The organism is Flavobacterium sp. (assembly GCF_030146175.1).
In the GTDB taxonomy this organism is placed as follows: domain Bacteria; phylum Bacteroidota; class Bacteroidia; order Flavobacteriales; family Flavobacteriaceae; genus Flavobacterium.
In genome coordinates, this window is record NZ_JASLCE010000022.1 from 1 (window position 1) to 20,393 (window position 20,393).

General features: G+C 39.8%; 19 protein-coding genes. 12 read left to right on the forward strand and 7 right to left on the reverse strand.

Features of this window, described 5'->3' with window-relative positions:
* The 3 genes from dapB to Q1R07_RS02410 all read left to right on the forward strand — a co-directional run.
* A partial coding sequence (gene dapB / locus Q1R07_RS02400) for a 4-hydroxy-tetrahydrodipicolinate reductase (protein WP_300485649.1) occupies positions 1-536 on the forward strand: 536 nt, incomplete at its 5' end.
* A gap of 18 nt (positions 537-554) precedes the next feature.
* Positions 555-2,102 (forward strand): signal peptidase I, encoded by a 1,548-nt coding sequence (gene lepB / locus Q1R07_RS02405; protein ID WP_300485651.1) that lies wholly within the window; start codon positions 555-557, stop codon positions 2,100-2,102.
* Positions 2,103-2,219: 117 nt separating this feature from the next.
* A complete protein-coding gene (locus Q1R07_RS02410; protein WP_300485653.1) occupies positions 2,220-2,831 on the forward strand; it encodes a WbqC family protein in 612 nt (203 codons plus the stop codon).
* A 6-nt stretch (positions 2,832-2,837) separates the two neighbouring features.
* Here the strand turns inward: Q1R07_RS02410 and Q1R07_RS02415 are convergent, their stop codons facing one another.
* The 6 genes from Q1R07_RS02415 to Q1R07_RS02440 all read right to left on the reverse strand — a co-directional run bounded on the left by Q1R07_RS02415 (position 2,838) and on the right by Q1R07_RS02440 (position 9,005).
* Positions 2,838-3,920 (reverse strand): endonuclease/exonuclease/phosphatase family protein, encoded by a 1,083-nt coding sequence (locus Q1R07_RS02415; protein ID WP_300485655.1) that lies wholly within the window; start codon positions 3,918-3,920, stop codon positions 2,838-2,840.
* A 36-nt stretch (positions 3,921-3,956) separates the two neighbouring features.
* The gene (locus Q1R07_RS02420; RefSeq protein WP_300485657.1) at positions 3,957-4,823 is read right to left on the reverse strand and encodes a rhomboid family intramembrane serine protease; all 867 of its coding nucleotides are present in this window, start codon (positions 4,821-4,823) and stop codon (positions 3,957-3,959) included.
* Positions 4,824-4,882: 59 nt separating this feature from the next.
* Entirely contained in the window at positions 4,883-5,632 is a 750-nt protein-coding gene (locus Q1R07_RS02425) for a rhomboid family intramembrane serine protease (RefSeq protein WP_300485659.1), read from the reverse strand.
* Positions 5,629-7,554, reverse strand: coding sequence for a DNA mismatch repair endonuclease MutL (mutL, locus tag Q1R07_RS02430; protein WP_300485661.1), 1,926 nt, complete (start codon positions 7,552-7,554; stop codon positions 5,629-5,631). Before mutL ends, Q1R07_RS02425 begins: the two co-directional genes overlap by 4 nt.
* Before the next feature lie 181 nt (positions 7,555-7,735).
* Positions 7,736-8,224: a 6,7-dimethyl-8-ribityllumazine synthase gene (gene ribH, locus Q1R07_RS02435; RefSeq protein WP_300485663.1), complete on the reverse strand. Its 489-nt coding sequence runs from the start codon at positions 8,222-8,224 to the stop codon at positions 7,736-7,738.
* A 1-nt stretch (position 8,225) separates the two neighbouring features.
* Complete coding sequence (locus Q1R07_RS02440; RefSeq protein WP_300485664.1) at positions 8,226-9,005, reverse strand: tetratricopeptide repeat protein; 780 nt, start codon at positions 9,003-9,005, stop codon at positions 8,226-8,228.
* Positions 9,006-9,143: 138 nt separating this feature from the next.
* Here Q1R07_RS02440 and Q1R07_RS02445 point away from each other — a divergent pair, with 138 nt between their 5' ends.
* The 7 genes from Q1R07_RS02445 (at position 9,144) to Q1R07_RS02475 (ending at position 17,021) form a co-directional block, all read left to right on the forward strand.
* Positions 9,144-10,223, forward strand: coding sequence for a DNA replication/repair protein RecF (locus Q1R07_RS02445; protein WP_300485666.1), 1,080 nt, complete (start codon positions 9,144-9,146; stop codon positions 10,221-10,223).
* A gap of 234 nt (positions 10,224-10,457) precedes the next feature.
* Positions 10,458-12,563 carry a hybrid sensor histidine kinase/response regulator gene (locus Q1R07_RS02450; RefSeq protein WP_300485668.1) on the forward strand — a complete coding sequence of 702 codons (2,106 nt, stop codon included), beginning with the start codon at positions 10,458-10,460 and terminating at the stop codon, positions 12,561-12,563.
* A 93-nt stretch (positions 12,564-12,656) separates the two neighbouring features.
* On the forward strand, positions 12,657-13,670 hold the full coding sequence (murB, locus tag Q1R07_RS02455) for a UDP-N-acetylmuramate dehydrogenase (RefSeq protein ID WP_300485669.1): 1,014 nt from the start codon (positions 12,657-12,659) through the stop codon (positions 13,668-13,670).
* Between the two features lie 2 nt (positions 13,671-13,672).
* Complete coding sequence (locus Q1R07_RS02460; protein WP_300485670.1) at positions 13,673-14,287, forward strand: FMN-binding negative transcriptional regulator; 615 nt, start codon at positions 13,673-13,675, stop codon at positions 14,285-14,287.
* 85 nt (positions 14,288-14,372) lie between these two features.
* Positions 14,373-15,479, forward strand: coding sequence for a glycosyltransferase (locus tag Q1R07_RS02465; RefSeq protein ID WP_300485671.1), 1,107 nt, complete (start codon positions 14,373-14,375; stop codon positions 15,477-15,479).
* Positions 15,470-16,036 carry a sigma-70 family RNA polymerase sigma factor gene (locus tag Q1R07_RS02470; protein ID WP_300485673.1) on the forward strand — a complete coding sequence of 189 codons (567 nt, stop codon included), beginning with the start codon at positions 15,470-15,472 and terminating at the stop codon, positions 16,034-16,036. Before Q1R07_RS02465 ends, Q1R07_RS02470 begins: the two co-directional genes overlap by 10 nt.
* 163 nt (positions 16,037-16,199) lie before the next feature.
* Entirely contained in the window at positions 16,200-17,021 is an 822-nt protein-coding gene (locus Q1R07_RS02475; RefSeq protein WP_300485675.1) for an energy transducer TonB, read from the forward strand.
* Positions 17,022-17,148: 127 nt separating this feature from the next.
* Here Q1R07_RS02475 and nhaA read toward each other — a convergent pair whose 3' ends face one another.
* A complete protein-coding gene (gene nhaA, locus Q1R07_RS02480) occupies positions 17,149-18,300 on the reverse strand; it encodes a Na+/H+ antiporter NhaA (RefSeq protein WP_300485676.1) in 1,152 nt (383 codons plus the stop codon).
* Positions 18,301-18,472: 172 nt separating this feature from the next.
* Here nhaA and lipA point away from each other — a divergent pair, with 172 nt between their 5' ends.
* Both lipA and gap read left to right on the forward strand, forming a co-directional pair.
* Positions 18,473-19,345 carry a lipoyl synthase gene (gene lipA, locus Q1R07_RS02485; protein ID WP_300485678.1) on the forward strand — a complete coding sequence of 291 codons (873 nt, stop codon included), beginning with the start codon at positions 18,473-18,475 and terminating at the stop codon, positions 19,343-19,345.
* Positions 19,346-19,374: 29 nt separating this feature from the next.
* Positions 19,375-20,379, forward strand: a complete 1,005-nt coding sequence (gene gap / locus Q1R07_RS02490) for a type I glyceraldehyde-3-phosphate dehydrogenase (protein WP_300485680.1) — start codon at positions 19,375-19,377, stop codon at positions 20,377-20,379.
* Positions 20,380-20,393: the final 14 nt, after the last annotated feature.

Below are 20,393 nucleotides of genomic sequence, written 5' to 3' on the forward strand. Positions count from 1 at the left end.
GTAACATTTCCACTTGTTTTGATACTAATATACCGGTAGTATCCGGAACCACGGGATGGCTGGAACAGTATGATGCCGTAGTTGAAGAATGTCGCAAAAAAGACGGGACATTCCTATATGGATCCAATTTCAGCTTGGGCGTAAACCTGTTCTTTGAACTCAATAATTACCTGGCTAAAATGATGGCCAACCTAAAGGAGTACAACGTAACGATGGAAGAAATCCACCATACGCAAAAACTGGATGCTCCAAGTGGGACGGCTATTTCATTAGCAAAAGGAATCATTGAAAATTCGGCTTATACGGATTGGACAATGGAAACTGCAAAAGCCAATGAAATACATATCGAGGCCAAACGCATCGAAAATGTACCCGGTACGCATACCGTTACCTATAACTCTGAAGTCGATTTTATCGAAATCAAACACGTGGCCCATAACCGCGAAGGATTTGCTTTAGGCGCTGTAATTGCCGCTGAGTGGATCGCTGGTAAAAAAGGGATTTACACGATGAAAGACGTATTAAACCTGATTTAATAATATAAAAAAACAAATATGACACTAATCCAATGGTTTATATTTTTCCTTGTAATACAAATCGTTCATTACGTAGGAACCTGGAAATTATATGAAAAAGCCGGACGTAAATCCTGGGAAGCTGCAATTCCGGTTTACAACGCTATCGTGCTGATGAAAATCATCGATCGTCCGCGCTGGTGGACAGTCCTTCTTTTTATTCCGATTGTCAACCTGATTATGTTCCCGGTTATCTGGGTGGAAATCTTACGCAGCTTTGGAAAAAAATCAACTGCCGATACCATTTTAGGTGTCGTAACTCTAGGTTTATATATTTATTATATTAACTATACACAGGACGTAACCTACATCCCAAATAAAAACGAGGTAAAAACAGACAACACCTTAAGTTCGTTGTTATTTGCCGTTGTCGTGGCCACATTAGTCCACACCTATGTGATGCAACCGTATACGATTCCTTCCTCTTCATTGGAGAAATCACTATTAATCGGCGACTTCCTTTTTGTGAGTAAATTCCATTACGGAGCACGTACACCACAAACGGCGGTATCTTTACCAATGGTTCACGACTCTATCCCATTTTTTGGAACCAAATCCTATTTAAACTGGCCACAGATTCCTACATTCCGTCTTCCGGGTATTCAGAAGATCGAGCGCAACGATATCGTAGTATTTAACTGGCCGGTAGATACCGTTAAAACCATGTTTGGTGATCATTCCGGAGAGTACACCTATAAACCGGTAGATAAGAAAACCAACTATGTAAAACGTTGTGTAGGTATTCCGGGTGACAGTCTTTCGATTAAAGACGGTGTAGTTATGATCAACAACAAACCATTGGCGTTACACGATCGTCAGAAATTACAGTTTTCATATGATGTGGTAACCGATGGTAATCGTTTCGACTATAATTACCTGATACACGATTTAAAATTAAACCCTAATGAAATTGGTGCGATATCTGACAATCAATTTATATTCCAGTGTCTTACCGATGAAACAGCCAACCGTTTACGCAACAATCCAATCGTAAAATCGGTTACTAAAAAACTGACAAAAGAAGGCGAAGCCGATATTTTCACAGGACATCAAAATTGGAACCGCGATAACTTTGGTCCGATTTATATCCCGGGTAAAGGACAAACGGTAGCTTTAAATACCCAATCGCTTCCGTATTACAAACAAATCATTACCGAATACGAAAATAACGATTTACACGTAACCGGTGACGAAATCCGTATCAATGGAAAAGTAGTCAACTCCTATACCTTTCAACAGGATTATTACTGGATGATGGGAGACAACCGTCACAACTCACAGGACAGCCGTTATTGGGGTTATGTACCGTTTGAAAACGTGGTTGGAAAACCGGTATTTATCTGGATGAGTTTAGACCAAAATGTACCTTGGGCTAAAGCCATCGACAAGATCCGTTGGGAACGTTTGTTCACTACAGTGGGTGGAAGTGGCGAACCGGTATCGTATTTCAAATACTTTGTTATCGTATTGGCAGCCTGGTTCGGATATGATTTCTACAGAAAAAGAAAAGCAAAAAGAAATTCGTAATTCAAAATCGCGATAAAACGGTTTACCCAGTAAACCACCCGAAATGAGAAGTAAGATTAAGCCGGTTAGCGATAACCACTGATCTTTACTTCTCTTTCTTCATAAAAAAACAAGCCTATGGACATTTTACTACATCCGACCTACTTTCCTTCTATCAGTCATTTTGCTGCTATGGCAAAAGCGGAAACGATTACTTTTGAAGTAGAAGACAATTTCCAGAAACAGACCAACCGTAACCGAATGTATATCTACAGTCCAAACGGAATACAACTGTTAAACATACCGGTAAAACATACGATAGAACCACATCAGAAGTTTAAAGATATCAAAATCGAAAATGCCTTTAACTGGCAGAAACAGCACTTTAAATCGCTTGAAGCCGCTTATAGAACCTCACCTTTCTTTGAATATTTTGAAGATGACATCCGTCCGGTTTTTGAAAAGCAACATACGTTTATGATGGATCTTAATTTTCAGATCATGGAAATCGTAACAGACTGTTTGGGAATGGATTTTAAATATGCTAAAACGGAAGAATATTTCCACGAAGTAACCGACAAAACGGATTTTAGAAGTTTGGTTAACGGAAAAAAAGACACGACCGTTTTCGAACCGTACACACAGGTTTTTGAAGAAAAACACGGTTTTATAAACAACCTTAGCATCCTCGACCTGTTATTTAACGAAGGGCGTTATGCTATGGAATACCTCAAAAATCAGTCGCTTTAAAGGCGACTATTTTTTTGCTTTATCAGTATCGGCGGACGTAACCGGATGTTGTGGCGCTTCATCACGCAACGTCAATCGGGTAGTTATCGGGAAATGATCGGAATTAATAAAGTTATCGTGGTTTACAAAGTTCTTTACCTCGATACGTTTGTCTACAAAAACATAGTCAATACGAGCCGGATAATAGTCATAATCATATGTTTTTCCGAACCCCTTTCCGGCTTCTTCAAACGCATCTTTCATGTTGCCTTTAATATTGCGGTATACATACGAAAAAGCACTGTTATTCAAGTCACCACAGATAATTAACGGAAAATGACATTCCGCTTTATGTTGTTTGATCAACTCAGACTGCATTTGCTGAATCGCAAAGGCTTCGCTGATCCGTCTGAAAATCTTTTTAGACTTCACCTCATCGATTTTCTCGTGAATATCAGGACTTATCTTGATCGACTGCAAATGCATGCTATATACGCGAAGCGTATCTCTCCCCTTTTTGATATCGGCGAAAATCACGTTATTATTCGAATTCGGAAATTTAATATTCCCGCCGTTTACAATCGGAAACTTCGAAAAAATAGCCTGACCGGTTTTTACCTTGTCGCCCTGCATATAAATAAACTGATGTTTATACCCTTCAAAGTGTACCGGTTGCGTATTGGAATATTCCTGTAAACATAAAATATCCGGATTCTGCGACAATACAAACGCTTCAATCTTATCGATCACATTGTCCTGTTTGATCCATTCAAATACATTGAACAGTCGTACATTATAACTCATCACAACAAAATCATCATCTTCAGCGATCAGATCTTTGGATGAGAATTTATAGAATTTATTAAAAAATGTAATCCCGATCAGAAATACACATAGTGAAAGCAGTACTTGTTTTTTAAACTGGATCAGCCAGTAAAAAAGGAATAGTAAATTCAGGATCAGTAACAACGGCAAAACCAATGTCAACACCGATAAAAACGGGAATAATTTTGGTGCGAGAAATGGCAACACATAGGCAATAAAGCTCAATACAGTGAGTACTATATTGAAAAAGAAAACTACTTTATTAAACCATGACAGATTTTTCATACTTCGCCGTTATCCGCTTATTATTTTGAAACCGGATTATTTCCCTACTTTAAACAGGAATTCCTTTTCTTCTTTTGTGAGACTATCATAACCGGATTTACTGATTTTATCCAGGATATCGTCGATTTTTTTCTGAGTTATGTCCTTATCAGCCGCCGGTGCCGGTGTACTGGTTTGGGACGTTTTTTTTGTATTTCGGTGTACTGTTTTAAAAGGCGTTGTTTTTTTCGGACGGAATAATCCTGAAATGTAATCTAAAAAAGTCGAAATCCCTTTAGTCAAATCGGTACCATTTTGTAGCATTTTGATATATAAACAACCAAAAAAAGCACCGCCTAAATGCGCAATATGACCACCGGTATTGTTTAACGGAATCTGAATCAGATCCAGCAAAACCAATGCCAATGCAAGGTGCCACATTTTTACATTCCCGATCAGCAACAATCGGATTTCCGAAAAAGGAGTATACGTTGCCGCAGCCACCAGAATCGCCATAATCGCACCGGAAGCACCCACCAGTATTGTATTATTCTGAAAAATAAAATCGGTTGCTACAAACAACAGTCCGGCAAAAATCGCGCCTAAAAGGTACAATCCGAACAATTGTTTTTGAGTAAAATAAGTCGTAAACAAACGGCTGGCAAAATTCAGCACGATCATATTAAACAACAAATGAAAGAAATCCGCATGAAGGAAAGCATACATCAGTAAAGTCCACGGACGTGTTAGCATGATCATGACATCCGATGACAAGCTCGTCCAATCCAGTATCATCTCAAAAAGATTCGGAGCAAATGCTTTGAAAAGAAAAAACGGAATGGCAATTCCCACGTTCCAGAAAATCAGCTTTTGTGCGATTCCTCCCAGTCGGTATTGCATTTTAAAATCATCCAGTATATTCATTCTATTCTTTCTTTTTTGTGGTTTTTATACTACTAATTTAGGTTTTATTTTTGGAACCGTTAGCGATCCCAACGATTATTGTTGAATTGATTTTTTTTCCAGAACCACATCATCAGAAAACCGACAATTGCACCGCCAATATGGGCAAAATGCGCAATACCACTTGCTCCGCCAAAAATAGAACGGCCACTCATTCCCAAATACAAGTCAATTAATAACAAGCCGGGTACAAAATATTTCGCTTTAATCGGAACCGGAATAAACATCAGTGCCAGTTCGGCATTCGGGAACATAAAAGCAAAAGCCACTAAAAGCCCGTAAATAGCACCGGAAGCACCAACAGCAGGCGCCGCAAAAGCAGAACCAAATTCATTCAGTTTATCCATACTCATAAAGGCACTCCAGTTTGGATTTATTTTCCCTTCCGATAACAACTGTACTACTTCCGATTGGGACACTCCATTTTCCATCAAAATATTTAATCCATCGTGGTACAGATAATAATTCACCCCGCTATGCAGTAAAGCCGCACCCAATCCGCAGGAAATATAGAAAAACAGGAATTTTTTACCGCCCCAGAAATGTTCCAGTGTCGACCCGAACGAATACAACGCAAACATATTAAAGAAAATATGCATCCATCCACCATGCATAAACATATGCGTTAGCGGTTGCCAGACCTGGAAATTCGGATTTTCAAAATACCAAAGTGACAAATAATTAAAAGCCGCCGGAACAAACATAGTTCCCAGGAAAAAGATAACGTTAATAATAATTAACTGTTTTACGGTTTCGGTGATATTCATCATAGTGCAAATCGTTTATCAATGTCTTCCACCCGCATTGTGATGAAAGTCGGTTTAAGGAATGGGGAAACATTTGGTTCTTTACAGGCAAACAAGGTATTGACCATCGTTTCCTGTTCGTGTTCGGTTAAATAGGTACCGGTTTTTACCGCCAGACTTCGCGCCATGGATTTGGCAATCCGGTCACACTGGCTAAAACTGTTTTCCGGCAATTCGCCCTGCAAATCTCCGATAAGCTCTTCCAGCAAAATCGTTACCTCGCTTTCGGCTACATTTACCGGTAATCCGGAAATGGTTACCCGATCGTCATGAAATGCCTCAAAAACAAAACCGGTACTTTCCAGCGATGGTTTTAGTTCGGTAATAATGGCTAGTTCCGCTTTGGAAAAATACAATTCCAACGGAAACAGCAATTGCTGACTCGAAGCCTGATGTACCGTTATATTCGTCAGAAACTGCTCGTATAAAATACGTTGGTGCGCACGTCGCTGATCAACAATTAACATCCCGGATTTAATCGGGCTGACAATATATTTTTTATGAATCTGATAGGTGCGGTTATTCGATACCTCATCGATGGTATGCTCATCAAAAAGCGAACCGGTCACTTCCTCGCTTTCCAGCTGGATTTCTCCGATTTCCACTTCTTCGGTCGCCTGTTTCAGACCTACATACAGGCTTTCCCAATTCTGACCGGATGTTTCTTTTTTATAACCACCTGCAGAGAAAGAGGGATTCGAACCCGCGGACCTTGTCCCGGAAGTCATATTTCCTGAAAAAGAAGCCGAAAAATTGGTAACCGGTTTCGTGTCTTCTTCCAAAAATGGATTAAAATTGGCATCCACCTGAATCAATGGTGTTTCGGCATCTTTACCGCTATAATCATAGGGCGTATCCAAAGTCGCATCCCGTTCGAAATCGAGTACCGGTGCTACATTAAACTGTCCGAGGCTATGTTTTATAGACGAACGCAAGATGGCATAGAGCGCCTGTTCGTCGTCAAATTTAATTTCTGTTTTTGTCGGATGGATATTGATATCAATCGTATGTGGCGGTAAATCCAGATATAGGAAATAACTCGGCTGACAACCGTCTTTTAGCAAACCTTCATAGGCCGCCATAACCGCATGATGCAAATAGGGACTTTTAATAAAACGATCGTTGACAAAGAAAAACTGTTCGCCACGGCTTTTTTTAGCAAACTCCGGTTTTCCTACAAACCCCTGAATTTCGACAATCTCGGTACTTTCTTTAACCGGAACCAGTTTTTCGTTGGTCTTCCCGCCAAATACATTTACGATCCGTTGTCGGAAATTCGAAGCCGGCAGGTTAAACATTTCGCTTCCGTTGTGAAACAGTACAAAATGAATATTGGCATGCGCCAACGCCACCCGTTCAAATTCATCGATTACATGGCGAAACTCCACCGTATCCGATTTAAGGAAATTACGTCGTGCCGGAATATTAAAAAAGAGGTTTTTTACCGAAAAGGACGTTCCTTTTGGCAATACGGCCACTTCCTGCGATACAAACTTACTTCCTTCGACCACAATATGCGTCCCCAGTTCTTCCTGATCCTGTTTGGTTTTCATTTCCACATGGGCAATTGCCGCAATCGAAGCCAAAGCTTCCCCGCGAAACCCTTTGGTATGAAGTGAAAACAAATCTTCCGCATGACGAATCTTGGAAGTCGCATGACGTTCAAAACACAGGCGCGCATCGGTAACACTCATTCCCTTACCGTTATCGATTACCTGAATAAGTGTTTTACCCGCATCTTTCACGATTAATTTAATTTCTGTTGCACCGGCATCCACTGCGTTTTCTATCAATTCCTTGACAACGGAGGCAGGACGCTGCACCACCTCACCCGCGGCAATCTGATTGGCAACATGATCGGGAAGTAATTGGATAATACTCGACATTCGTATGTTTTGAAGCTGTTTAGATTAAAAAAGGGTTTTCCTTCTGAACCACCAAATTTAAAGAAAATGACAGACATTTAACGAATGAAGCCTCTCAATTTTTTGTTAATGGTCAACCCTCTAAAAACAAAGAACCTGTAACGCAAAACATTACAGGTTCTAATTATATAACTTGATTTTTTTATGCTTTTTTCCGAAGATCTGCCATTTTGATGGCTGCGATAGCCGCTTCGGTTCCTTTGTTTCCATGAACACCGCCACTTCTGTCGATAGACTGTTGCTCGTTATTATCGGTTAGCAAACAGAAAATCACCGGTACATCGGTTTGCACGTTCAGGTCTTTGATTCCCTGTGTTACGCCTTCGCAAACAAATTCGAAATGCATGGTCTCCCCTTTTATTACGCATCCGATTACAATAACCACATCCACGTTTTGGGTTTCAATCATTTTTTTCGCACCATAAATCAGTTCGAAACTGCCGGGTACATTCCAACGAACCAGATTACTTTCCAGAGCACCACAATCCAGCAAAGCGGCTTCGGCGCCGGAATACAATCCTTCCGTTACTTTATCGTTCCATTCCGAAACAACAATCCCAAACCGAAAATCTTTCGCGCTTGGGATTGTGTTTTTATCGTAATTGGATAAATTTTTATTCGCTGTCGCCATATTATTCTGTCATTGCGATCAACGCATCGATATTAGCACCTTCTGCAGAACCTTCGTATTTTTCTTTAATTTGCGTAAAGAATTTGGCTGCATCCGCTTTTTTATTCAGTGCCAACGAAATTTGTCCGGCTTTAAATAAAAATCGTGGTGTTGTATATTCGTTATCATTCGCTTCAGCCGCTTTTTTATAGTACGTTAAAGCATCTTCTTTTTTGTCAAGTTCCGAGAAAGCATCCCCGATACCTCCTAAAGCTAAAGCTTTAAGCATCATATCATCGGAAGTAAACTGCTCCAACTGTTGTACAGCTTCTTTGTATTTCGCTGTATTCAGGTACGCCATACCAGCATAATAATGTGCCAGATTAGCCGCTTTTGTTCCGGAATAATTTTCTGCGATTCCAAGGAATCCTAATTTACCTTCACCACCTTTTAATGATAATGCGAAAAGTGAATCGGTAGCCTGTCCTTCAACAGCTTGTTGGAAATATTGTTGCGCCTGGAACATTTCATTTGCAGCATCATCCTCCTTTGGTTCTACTACAAATTTGTCATACAAAAGATAACCTGCCGTTGCGATAGCAATAGCACCTACAAATCCGAAAATATATTTCTGATTTCTAGCCACCCATTCTTCCGTTCTGGAAGCACCTTCGTCCAATTTATTAAAAACTCCGGCAGTAGTACTTCCTTTTTCGTCGATAACTACTTGCTCAAATTCGTTTTCAACAGCTTCTTCTTGTGGTTTCGGGGCTTTGTATCCTCTTTTGTTATATGTTGCCATTTATTTTAAATTTAATGAGCTGCAAAAATATACTTTTTATTGAAACTTAAAAGCCCTTTTTATCGATATTTTTCAATAATTTGCACCCGCTTTTAAAAAAAACTGACATAAATATCAGAATTAACCACTTTCCTATCCGTGTATTTAAAGACGCTTTCACTGTTTAATTATAAGAATATTGCCGAAGCTACTTACGATTTTGATGCCAAAATCAACTGCTTTGTCGGCAAAAACGGTATTGGAAAAACCAATATACTGGATGCTATCTACCATTTGGCCTACGGAAAAAGTTATTTTAATCCGTTGGCGGTTCAGAACATCCGACATGGAGAGGAGTTTTTTGTAATCGAAGGTCAGTTTGAAAAAGACCAACGTACGGAGCAAATTGTCTGCAGTTTAAAAAAAGGACAGAAAAAAGTATTAAAACGCAACGGTAAACCTTATGATAAATTTTCAGATCATATCGGTTTTATCCCGTTGGTTATTATTTCCCCGTCGGATCAAGACCTTATTATAGAAGGTAGCGAAACCCGCCGGAAATTTATCGACAGCGTGATTTCGCAGTCTGACAGTTTGTATTTACAACAACTGATCCAATACCAGCGTATACTGACACAGCGCAATGCGCTGCTAAAATATTTTGCCTTAAACCATACGTTCGACAAAGAAACCCTTGCCGTATATAATGAGCAACTTACTGTGATCGGTCAGCAAGTATTCGAAAAGCGCCAGTACTTTATCAACGAATTCATTCCTATTTTCAACCGTTATCACCAGTTGATCACCAATTCCTCCGAAACGGTACAGATTGTCTATGAAAGTCAGCTTTTTGAAAAAGACATGTTAGCGCTTTTTGACGAGTTCTTATCGAAAGACCGCGCGTTACAATACACCAGTGTTGGCGTTCATAAAGACGATCTTTCGTTTGAGATTGATCATTTTCCGATTAAAAAATTCGGTTCCCAAGGACAACAAAAATCTTTTTTAATTGCGCTAAAACTGGCTCAGTTTGAATTTATCAAAAAACTAAACGGCACTGCTCCGATACTCCTTTTTGACGATATATTCGACAAACTGGACGAAAGTCGGGTACACAAAATTGTCGAGATGGTTAACGATGAAACCTTCGGACAGCTCTTTATTTCCGACACCCATCCGGAACGTACCGAAGCCATTGTTAAGTCAACCCTACAGAGTTACACCCTTTTTCAACTGTAAAAAGAACAACTTTCCACTTCTATTCTTACGAAAACAACTGCTTTCAATATCTTTTTTCATAACAAATCTCATATTTACTTGGATTTTAATTAAATATTCGTGATATTTATTTTTTGATCCCCAATCTATTAAATAAAAACCATAACTTTCCTAAATTTACAGCCCCAAATACCACTACCTGCCTTTCTTTTTAATGCTGTTCAAACGTAGTAACTGACTCATAAAAGATAGCTGATGAAGATCCCTTTACAAAAGCGAAAAAAAGTACATATTGCCCTTTTTATTTCCATCCTCATCATCCAATTGCTTTTTTTCTGGATGTGGTACCAACAAAACAACGAATACAACACGTTATCCGAATCGGTTCAGAATGCCAGCAAACCCAATCAGGCCGTTTATTTCTCCAATCAGGCTACGCGGAGTTTTTTAAATGCACAGAATGCGTTTAACGATTACTTGTTGAGCTATAAAAAAGCCTCTTTAAATCAATACGAGCGCTCCATTCAGGAGATGACCGTTTATCTGGACAGTTTGGATCAGCTTACGGCTGTAAACAAAGATTTTTTCAATGTGATCAAATCAAAAGAAACTACCGAAAAACAAATCTACTATATTCGCAAGCAGTTGGATTCCCTGATGCGAAAAGGCGTCATTTCCTTAATGGGGAACGATTCGCTTCCGTCTAACTTCAATATCCGGAAATTCAATTATGCAAAAACCCTGAATTCGATCAGCTACGACACGACACTCACGTCCGATAAAGACCGTAAAAACGGTTTTTTTTCCCGAATCGGAAAAGCTATTTCCGGAAAAAACAATATCATGAAAGAGCGACTTCAGGTACGCATTAAAATGGTATACGGGAATACCGAAAAAATCGGTTCGTTTGAAGACCAGCTTAAAAACACCTTTAGTACTATTGATCAATATTATACTCAGGAATTTAAAAAACTAAACCGAACGTATAATAACCTTCGAAAAAAGGATCGGGAATTATTAGAAATCAACAAAACCATTCTGCGCAACAGTCAGGAGATATTACAAGTCTACTCGGATTCGGCTCAGGAGCTCGACAAATTAAAATACGCAACAGCACTCAAAAACATCGAAAAACAGCGTACCCTGATTCTGGCATTGCTTCCAATCATGGTTATCATCACCATAATCTTATTGTTCTATACGCAGTTTGCGTATATCTACGAAAAGAGCCTGTTGGATGCGAAGACCGAAGCCGAAAAAAATCTGGAATTCAAAAACCGTATCATTGGTATGTTGAGTCACGAAATGCGGGCACCACTTCATATTATTTCGAACTTTTCGAAACGACTAAAATCGGCTACACTGCCGGAAACCGCACTTCCTACGGTCAATTCGTTAATTTTCACATCCAATTCGCTACAAATTACCGTCAATCAGATTCTTGATTTTTTTAAAAATAAAAGCAGCAAGCTGGTCGTATACAATTCCAACTTCAACCTGAAAAACGAAATCCTGTCGGTATTGGAATCATTACATTCGTTGGCCGAAATCAAAAAAATAGACCTAAATCATACGATTGACTCAAAACTGGACACTATAGTCTGGGCAGATAATGTAAAAATACACCAGCTTTTTTATAATATTATCGGGAACGCCATCAAGTTTACCGATCAGGGAAGCATTACCGTTACAGCCGGTTTATCGGATAAAGGCACGCAATACCTCCTGGAGGTTACAATTAAAGACACTGGAGCCGGTATTCCGCCCGAAGACTTGGAAAATATATTTGACCAGCATTATCAGAGTAAATTCCATTCCGAGCAGAGCAAGCTTGGTGCCGGACTTGGTTTAAATCTGTGTAAAGAAATCGTCGATCTTTTTGGCGGTACGATCACCGTAAACAGCGTCCTACAAAAAGGAACCGAAATTCATTTTTCGTTACTCTTAAACAAATCCCGCGATGTTAAAACAAGTTTGGAGCAACTATTGGAAATCAACCGTAAAAAAACTCTTACCATTGCCATCGTTGACGATGACGCCATTACGTTGGCCAGTCTTAAAAAAATGATCCGCAATACCAATGCCGAAGTCAGCACGTTTACAACGGCTAGCGAATTGCAAAATCATCTTAGCAACCACACCACAGATCTGGTGATTACCGACTTACAGCTGGGGACGTTTTCCGGTATTCAAATCGCCCGGGAAATACGAAAAAACCATTCGATTCCAATTATAGCGGTTACCGGCGATGACTATTGGGCGCAGGAAAAAGCAACCGATGACGCTCCGTTTGAAACCGTCATTCTTAAACCCGTAAACAAAGAAGAACTTTATACCAAAATTTTAAAAATTGTAAGTTGATCATCGTTGTTTTTTACGAATTCTGACAGCGAAAAGAAACGGAATTCAAAATGGTTTACCTATTTTTACACCATCAAAAAATCATATGTATTCATGATCATTTCTTCAGACTTTTCGCTTAAAAAATACAACACATTTGGGATTGAGGCTAAGGCCAGTACATTTGTTTCGGTGACCAACGAAACCGAACTGGCGGAAATTTTACAAAAGCACCATTCGGAAAAACCTTTTATTTTGGGCGGTGGCAGTAATATGTTACTCACTCAAGATATCGACCGACTGGTAATCCATGTTAATTTGAAAGGAAAAACCATTCTTGAAGAAAACGACGACTATGCATTGGTTAACGCACAAGCCGGTGAAAACTGGCATGAATTTGTGCTTTGGTGTATTGATCACCAACTTGGCGGACTGGAAAACCTGTCGTTGATTCCCGGAAATGTCGGCACCACTCCAATTCAGAATATTGGTGCTTACGGTGTGGAAATCAAAGACACCTTTGTTTCTTGTCGGGCAATGAATATTGCGACACAGGAAATTGTAACTTTCGACAAAGCACAATGCCAGTTTGGTTATCGCGAAAGTATCTTTAAAAATCAGGAAAAAGATCGTTTTGTAATCCTGTCGGTCACCTTTAAACTTACCCGAAACCACCATAAAATCAACACCTCCTATGGTGCGATCGAAGCCGAACTAACACGTCATAACATTACTCATCCGACTATTAAAGACGTAAGTAATGCCGTGATCGCCATCCGTCAGAGCAAACTTCCCGATCCGAAAGAACTTGGAAACAGTGGCAGTTTTTTTAAAAACCCGGTGATTCCTAAAGTGGCTTATGATAAAATACAAAGTCAGTATCCCGACATGCCGCATTATACGGTTTCCGAAACGGAAGTAAAAGTCCCGGCGGGCTGGCTTATCGAACAAGCCGGTTTTAAAGGCAAACGATTTGGCGATGCCGGAATACACCAGCACCAGGCTTTGGTATTGGTAAACTACGGAAATGCCACCGGAGCGGAAATTCTGGCGGTATCTAAAAATATCCAGAAAACCATTTTTGAAAAATTCGGAATTGCAATAGAAGCCGAAGTCAATATTATCTAAAAATGTATATCGACGAGCAGTATCAGAACAACGATCCCGAAGCGATCCGCGATTTTATCCGACAGAACAGTTTTGGGATACTGATCAATCAAACCGAAGGAAAACCATGGGGCACTCATATTCCATTGGAACTCGAACACAATCCGGAAGGCAAAGAAGTACTTTACGGTCATATTGCCAAAGCCAATCCGCAAGCTGCAGCCTTACAAAGCGGTGCTACGGTATTGGCAATTTTCAACGGACCGCACCATTATATTTCCTCTTCCTGGTATGATCATGAAAATGTCCCGACGTGGAATTATATTGCGGTGCATATCTACGGTACCATCCGTATTATCGAAGGTGACGAACTTTTATTTTCGCTAAAAAAACTAGTCGACAAATACGAAGCCACTTCCGAAAATCCGATAAAAATTGAAAACCTGTCGGCTAAAACCATGCGTCAGGTAAACGGCATTACTGCATTTGAGATTTGTATTGATCAAATTCAAGCGGTTCACAAACTCTCTCAAAACCGGGACGATAAGAATCATACGGCCATTATCGAAAAACTGGAAAACCAAAAGAATCCGAATGCGATTCACATTGCTCGGGAAATGCGAAAAAACCGGAAATAAGCTTCGAGGAATTTGCTAAAATCCAATTGGGATTTAACATTTGATTCGTACCTTTGTCCCTTCTTTAATCCCTGATGAATTGCATATGTTAACAATTCTACTCTATATTTTTATCGGAATTATTGCCATCCAGATTTTCTATTATTTGATCATTTTTGGCAAATTTGCATTCGCTCCAGCTCAAAAGATTACCTCGAAACGCATTCCGGTTTCGGTAATTGTATGCGCTAAAAATGAAGCGGAAAACGTAGCCAAATTCATCCCGATTTTAGCCGATCAGAACTATCCCGACTACGAGATTGTTTTAATTGACGATGCATCGAGCGATGATACACTGGAAATTTTTGAAGCGTTTGAAAAACAATATGCCAACATCCGACTGGTAAAAGTTCAGAATAACGAAGCGTTCTGGGGAAATAAAAAATTCGCGTTAACACTTGGAATTAAAGCCGCCCGAAAAGAATATTTACTTTTTACCGATGCCGATTGTTATCCGACTTCCAAGGATTGGATTACCCAAATGACCTCTCAGTTTACCTTACATAAAACCATTATTTTAGGATACGGTGCTTACGAAAAAATCAAAGGATCCTTTTTAAATAAGATCATTCGTTTTGAAACGCTTTTAACGGCGGTTCAATATTTTTCGTGGGCCAAAATGGGCAAACCTTATATGGGAGTGGGCCGAAATCTGGCCTATAAAAGAGAGGAGTTTTTTAAAGTAAACGGATTTATGGATCATATGAAAGTACGCTCCGGCGATGATGATCTGTTTATCAATCAGGCGGCAAACCGCAAAAACACAGCGATTTGTTACAGTCCGGAAAGTTTTACGATTTCGGCTCCCAAAACGAGCTATAAAACCTGGTTTCAGCAAAAACGACGTCATGTTTCGACGGCGTCCTATTATAAAAGCTTTGATAAATTCCAACTGGGACTTTTCTTTTTCTCACAGCTTTCCTTTTTTATACTGGCCATTTTATTACTGGCATTCCAATTTCAATGGATGATTGTGGCCGGATTAATCGTTGTCCGCTATATTTTCACCTGGATCACTTTGGGCTATGCTTCGGGCAAATTGCATGAAAAAGATGTGATGTATTGGTTTCCGATTATCGAATTAATCCTTATCTTCACACAACTAAACGTGTATTTCACCAACTCTTTTTCAAAACCGGTACATTGGAAATAAATTCGGAAATAATTCAAAGGAATATTGAAAAAGCAAAAGCCGGCGATCAGGTTGCTTTTACGTTTTTACTGGACTTTTTCTGGAATGAGATTTACGGGTTTATGCTAAAACGTACGGAAAACGAAACCGATACGGAAGACATCGCCATCGAAACGTTTGCCAAAGCTTTTGATAAAATCACCTCCTATAATCCTGAATTCGGTTTTAACACCTGGTTGATTGCCATTGCCAAAAATGTACATATCGACATGTTGCGCAAAAAGAAATCGGCTTTATTTTTAGGAACCATCGACGAAGAAAACCAACAGGCATATAATGTAATCGACTCCACTCCTACCATCGAAGACGAGATTATCAAAGAGCAGAATCTGGCTCGATTATTACAATACATTAAAGAATTAAAACCGGCCTATCAGGAGGTTATTCAACTGCGGTATTTTCAGGAGATGAGTTATCAGGAAATAGCCGATCAGTTGGAAGAACCGTTGAACAATGTAAAAATCAAATTGCTCCGGGCGAAAAAACTACTGGCGGAAATTATTCAGCAAAAAAAATAATTTTATTTTTCACAACGCAACCTTTCAAAATCTTCGAATTCATTTACAAAATCTCAATCAAGAGAAATATATCTCATTTTATTAACATTTGAAATACTAATACTACAACATCTAACGTTATACAGGTATATACCACTATATTCTAACCTTAAACTACGTTATCATGTCTAAATTAAACATCTACGAAACCAAATGGATCGATTTGGTTTTTGAAGGCCGTAACAAAGCTTACGGCGCCTATCAATTACGAGCCGAAAATCCAAAGACAACACTAAAAGCTTTATGCGTTGGTGTTTTACTATTGAGTTCTGCTATTGCCGTTCCGATTATTGTAAATTCACGTAACAGCGGAAACGATATGGCGGATAACATTCCAAAAATATTTAACGATCCCATTGTTGTTGTAGATCTTACACCAATACAACCTAAAAAATTAGAGGAGCCAAAATTGGAAACCACACCTTCCGATCCGGTAAAAAAAATTAAATATGTTGGGTTTACACCGGTTGCCAAAAATCAGGCGACTCAGGAAGTTCCTACCAATGAGCAATTAAATAATGCCGCTATCAGTACCGAAAACAGCGAAGGAACCGGAACCACCACGAGTCTTAGTGTTGCTTCACAACCAACCGGAAATGGCGCCGGAAACGGAATAGAAAGCACTAACAATATCAACTCCACTTACGAATTGGAAGCCTTACCGCAATATCCGGGTGGCATTGATGCCTTTTTGGCAACTGTTGGCAAGCGTTTTAAAACACCCGAAATGGACGAATTAAAAACGTTTAAGGTATTGGTGTATTTCGTGATCGAAAAAGACGGTAGCTTATCCAATATCCGGGTAACACGTGATCCGGGGTATGGTTTGGGTAAAGAAGCCATTCGGGTGCTAAATTCCATGACTACCAAATGGACACCGGGCTATCGAAACGGTCAGCCGGCACGAACCGCTTATAATCTTCCAATAACCGTGAATGTGAATTAAGAAGGAAGAGAAAAGAGAAAAGAGAAAAGAGAAAAGAGAAAAGAGAAAACACTCTATATGTAAAAGCCTGTCGGATATAAATCGGACAGGCTTTTATTTTATTGTTTTACTTTACGTAACGATATTTTTATACGGCTTCTTTTTTAGAATCCAGTGAAAATTTCAGAAATACAAATCCGATAATTCCGGCCACCAGTGACGAAATCAGGATGGCAATTTTGGAAATCGTAATATCTTCGGTCTGCGATTTAAACGCCAACAGGGTTATAAATATGGACATCGTAAAACCAATTCCCGCCAGAAAACCGGTTGCCAGTATTTGTTTCCATTTTAAATCGTCCGGTAGTTTACAAATCCCAACAGCAACTACAACAAAACTAAACAAAAATATTCCCAGCGGTTTTCCGATTACCAATCCCAGGAAGATTCCGATACTGTTTTCGTGTACCAATCCTTCCACCCAATCGTTTCCGATCACAATCGCCGTATTGGCCAAAGCAAACAACGGGAGTATAAAAAACGCTACCGGTTTGTGCAAAACGTGTTGCATTTTATAGGAAATTGTTTTTTTACCGCCATCACCAAAAGGCACCACAAAAGCCAGTAATACACCGGTTATTGTTGCGTGAATTCCGGAATTAAGCATAAAATACCACATCAACACACCTCCTAAAAGGTACGGAAACGGATTATTCACTTTTAAACGATTAAAAACAAACAACACCGCCATGATTCCCAAGGCAATTCCCAGATTCAGTACAGACAAATGATCGGTATAAAAAATAGCGATCACCAGAATAGCACCCAAATCGTCGATTACGGCCAAGGCTGTCAGAAATACTTTTAACGACAATGGCACCCGACTTCCCAATAAAGACAATACCCCTAATGCAAAAGCAATATCGGTAGCCATTGGAATTCCGGCACCTGCCTGTGTAGGTGTACCGTGATTAAAAATCATATAAATCGCTGCCGGAACCAACATTCCGCCAATTGCGGCAAAAATGGGCAACATTGCATTTTTAATACTCGAAAGCTCTCCTTTGTAAATTTCCCGTTCCAATTCCAGTCCGATCAGGAAAAAGAAGATCGTCATCAAACCGTCATTTATCCAGTGTTCAAAGGAGTGTGCCCCCAATTCGAAATGCCAGATACTTTGATAGGCTTCCTGAAAACCAGAGTTGGCTATTACTAGGGAAATCAACGTACAAAAGATCAGAACGATCCCGGATGATTTTTCGTTATCAAAGAATTCGGTAAACAGTTTGGTAGTTTTCATGACACTTAAAAATAAATTAAACGGCGTTTTATCAATAATTACAAAGATACGATTTTTAAAACAACGTCATTTCCGGACAATTCGGACACCTATATTGTCTATTAAAAATGCGTTAAACGGACTATCACAAATAAACAACATTACGTATCTTTGCACTTCAAAATTATCAGTAATGGAAACTGTTTTAGACACGAATATCATTCCGACCGGAAAACCAAAATGGTTACGCGTAAAGCTTCCGACCGGAAAAAAATATACCGAATTACGAGGCCTGGTAGACAAATACAAGTTAAATACGATTTGTACATCGGGAAGTTGTCCGAACATGGGTGAATGTTGGGGAGAAGGAACGGCAACCTTTATGATACTGGGTAATGTATGTACGCGTTCGTGCGGATTTTGCGGTGTAAAAACCGGTCGTCCGGAAACAGTCGACTGGGACGAACCGGAAAAAGTAGCGCGTTCGATCAAATTGATGAACATCAAACACGCGGTAATTACCAGTGTAGACCGTGACGATATTAAAGATGGTGGTTCCATTATCTGGAAAGAAACCGTAAAAGCCATCCGCAGAATGAATCCGGAAACCACTTTAGAAACCCTTATCCCGGATTTCCAGGGTATGGAACGCAACATCGACCGTATTGTAGAAGCCAATCCGGAAGTGGTATCCCATAATATGGAAACCGTTCGTCGTTTGACCCGCGAAGTTCGGATTCAGGCAAAATACGACCGTAGTCTTGCCGTACTGAAATACCTAAAAGACCAAGGCATCCGTCGTACCAAATCCGGTATTATGTTAGGATTGGGTGAAACGGAAGAAGAAGTCATTCAAACGATGAAAGACTTACGCGAGGCGAATGTAGACATTGTAACCATCGGGCAATACCTGCAACCGAGTAAAAAACACTTACCGGTAAAAGAATTTATCACTCCGGAACAATTTGCCAAATACGAAGCGATCGGTAAAGAACTTGGATTCCGCCATGTAGAAAGCGGTGCTTTGGTACGTTCGTCCTACCATGCTCAAAAACACATTTTATAAATAGTTTCTCCTAACATACGGACACTGAAATGAATCCAAAAATTAGAATTGCCATTAATGGTTTCGGCAGAATCGGGCGTAACCTGTTCCGATTATTGTTAAACCATCCTACAATAGAAGTCGTAGCGATTAACGATATTGCCGACAACAGGACGATGGCACATTTGATCAAATATGACAGTATTCACGGGGTACTTCCCAATACGGTTACGTTTGATGAAACGTCCATTAGTATTGATGGCAAAGCTTTCCCATTTTTCCACGAAACAGCGATTTCCAAATTAAACTGGAAACCGCTCCATGTGGATATTGTGGTAGAAGCTACTGGAAAATTCAAGACCTATCCGTTGGCCGAAGCACATATTACATCGGGTGCCAAAAAAGTGATTCTTTCGGCTCCGGCAGAAGACGACACCATCAAAACCGTAGTATTGGGTGTAAACGACTCGATTCTGGACGGCACGGAACGTATTATTTCCAATGCCAGCTGTACAACCAACAACGCTGCACCGATGATCAAAGTGATTCAGGAATTATGTGGTATCGAACAAGCCTATATCACGACGGTACATTCCTACACCACCGATCAGAGTCTGCACGACCAACCACACAAAGATTTGCGAAGAGCCAGAGGCGCGGCACAATCGATCGTACCTACTACGACCGGAGCGGCAAAAGCCTTAACTAAAATTTTCCCGGAACTGGATGGAAAAATGGGGGGTTGTGGGATTCGCGTACCGGTTCCCGACGGTTCCCTGACCGATATTACCTTTAACGTAAAACGCCAGGTTAGCATAGAAGAAATCAACGAGGCCTTTCGTAAAGCCTCCGAAACCACTTTAAAAGGAACCTTATCGTACACCGAAGATCCTATCGTTTCGGTAGATATTATTGGTAATCCAACCTCTTGTTTATTTGATGCACAGCTAACTTCGGTAATCGATAAAATGGTAAAAGTAGTGGGTTGGTATGACAATGAAATTGGTTATTCATCCCGAATAATAGATTTGATCACACATACTCATGCCAAATAATTAACTATATTTAT

What these genes read in the sequence shown, in the direction of transcription:
- Q1R07_RS02460 (WP_300485670.1), top strand. Translation starts at nt 13,673, where the DNA reads ATGTATATCGACGAGCAGTATCAGAACAACGATCCCGAAGCGATCCGC.
- Q1R07_RS02450 (WP_300485668.1), top strand. Translation starts at nt 10,458, where the DNA reads ATGAAGATCCCTTTACAAAAGCGAAAAAAAGTACATATTGCCCTTTTT.
- Q1R07_RS02410 (WP_300485653.1), top strand. Translation starts at nt 2,220, where the DNA reads ATGGACATTTTACTACATCCGACCTACTTTCCTTCTATCAGTCATTTT.
- nhaA (WP_300485676.1), bottom strand. Translation starts at nt 18,300, where the DNA reads ATGAAAACTACCAAACTGTTTACCGAATTCTTTGATAACGAAAAATCA.
- mutL (WP_300485661.1), bottom strand. Translation starts at nt 7,554, where the DNA reads ATGTCGAGTATTATCCAATTACTTCCCGATCATGTTGCCAATCAGATT.
- Q1R07_RS02475 (WP_300485675.1), top strand. Translation starts at nt 16,200, where the DNA reads ATGTCTAAATTAAACATCTACGAAACCAAATGGATCGATTTGGTTTTT.
- Q1R07_RS02465 (WP_300485671.1), top strand. Translation starts at nt 14,373, where the DNA reads ATGTTAACAATTCTACTCTATATTTTTATCGGAATTATTGCCATCCAG.
- lipA (WP_300485678.1), top strand. Translation starts at nt 18,473, where the DNA reads ATGGAAACTGTTTTAGACACGAATATCATTCCGACCGGAAAACCAAAA.
- gap (WP_300485680.1), top strand. Translation starts at nt 19,375, where the DNA reads ATGAATCCAAAAATTAGAATTGCCATTAATGGTTTCGGCAGAATCGGG.
- Q1R07_RS02415 (WP_300485655.1), bottom strand. Translation starts at nt 3,920, where the DNA reads ATGAAAAATCTGTCATGGTTTAATAAAGTAGTTTTCTTTTTCAATATA.
- lepB (WP_300485651.1), top strand. Translation starts at nt 555, where the DNA reads ATGACACTAATCCAATGGTTTATATTTTTCCTTGTAATACAAATCGTT.
- Q1R07_RS02420 (WP_300485657.1), bottom strand. Translation starts at nt 4,823, where the DNA reads ATGAATATACTGGATGATTTTAAAATGCAATACCGACTGGGAGGAATC.
- ribH (WP_300485663.1), bottom strand. Translation starts at nt 8,224, where the DNA reads ATGGCGACAGCGAATAAAAATTTATCCAATTACGATAAAAACACAATC.
- murB (WP_300485669.1), top strand. Translation starts at nt 12,657, where the DNA reads ATGATCATTTCTTCAGACTTTTCGCTTAAAAAATACAACACATTTGGG.
- Q1R07_RS02425 (WP_300485659.1), bottom strand. Translation starts at nt 5,632, where the DNA reads ATGATGAATATCACCGAAACCGTAAAACAGTTAATTATTATTAACGTT.
- Q1R07_RS02440 (WP_300485664.1), bottom strand. Translation starts at nt 9,005, where the DNA reads ATGGCAACATATAACAAAAGAGGATACAAAGCCCCGAAACCACAAGAA.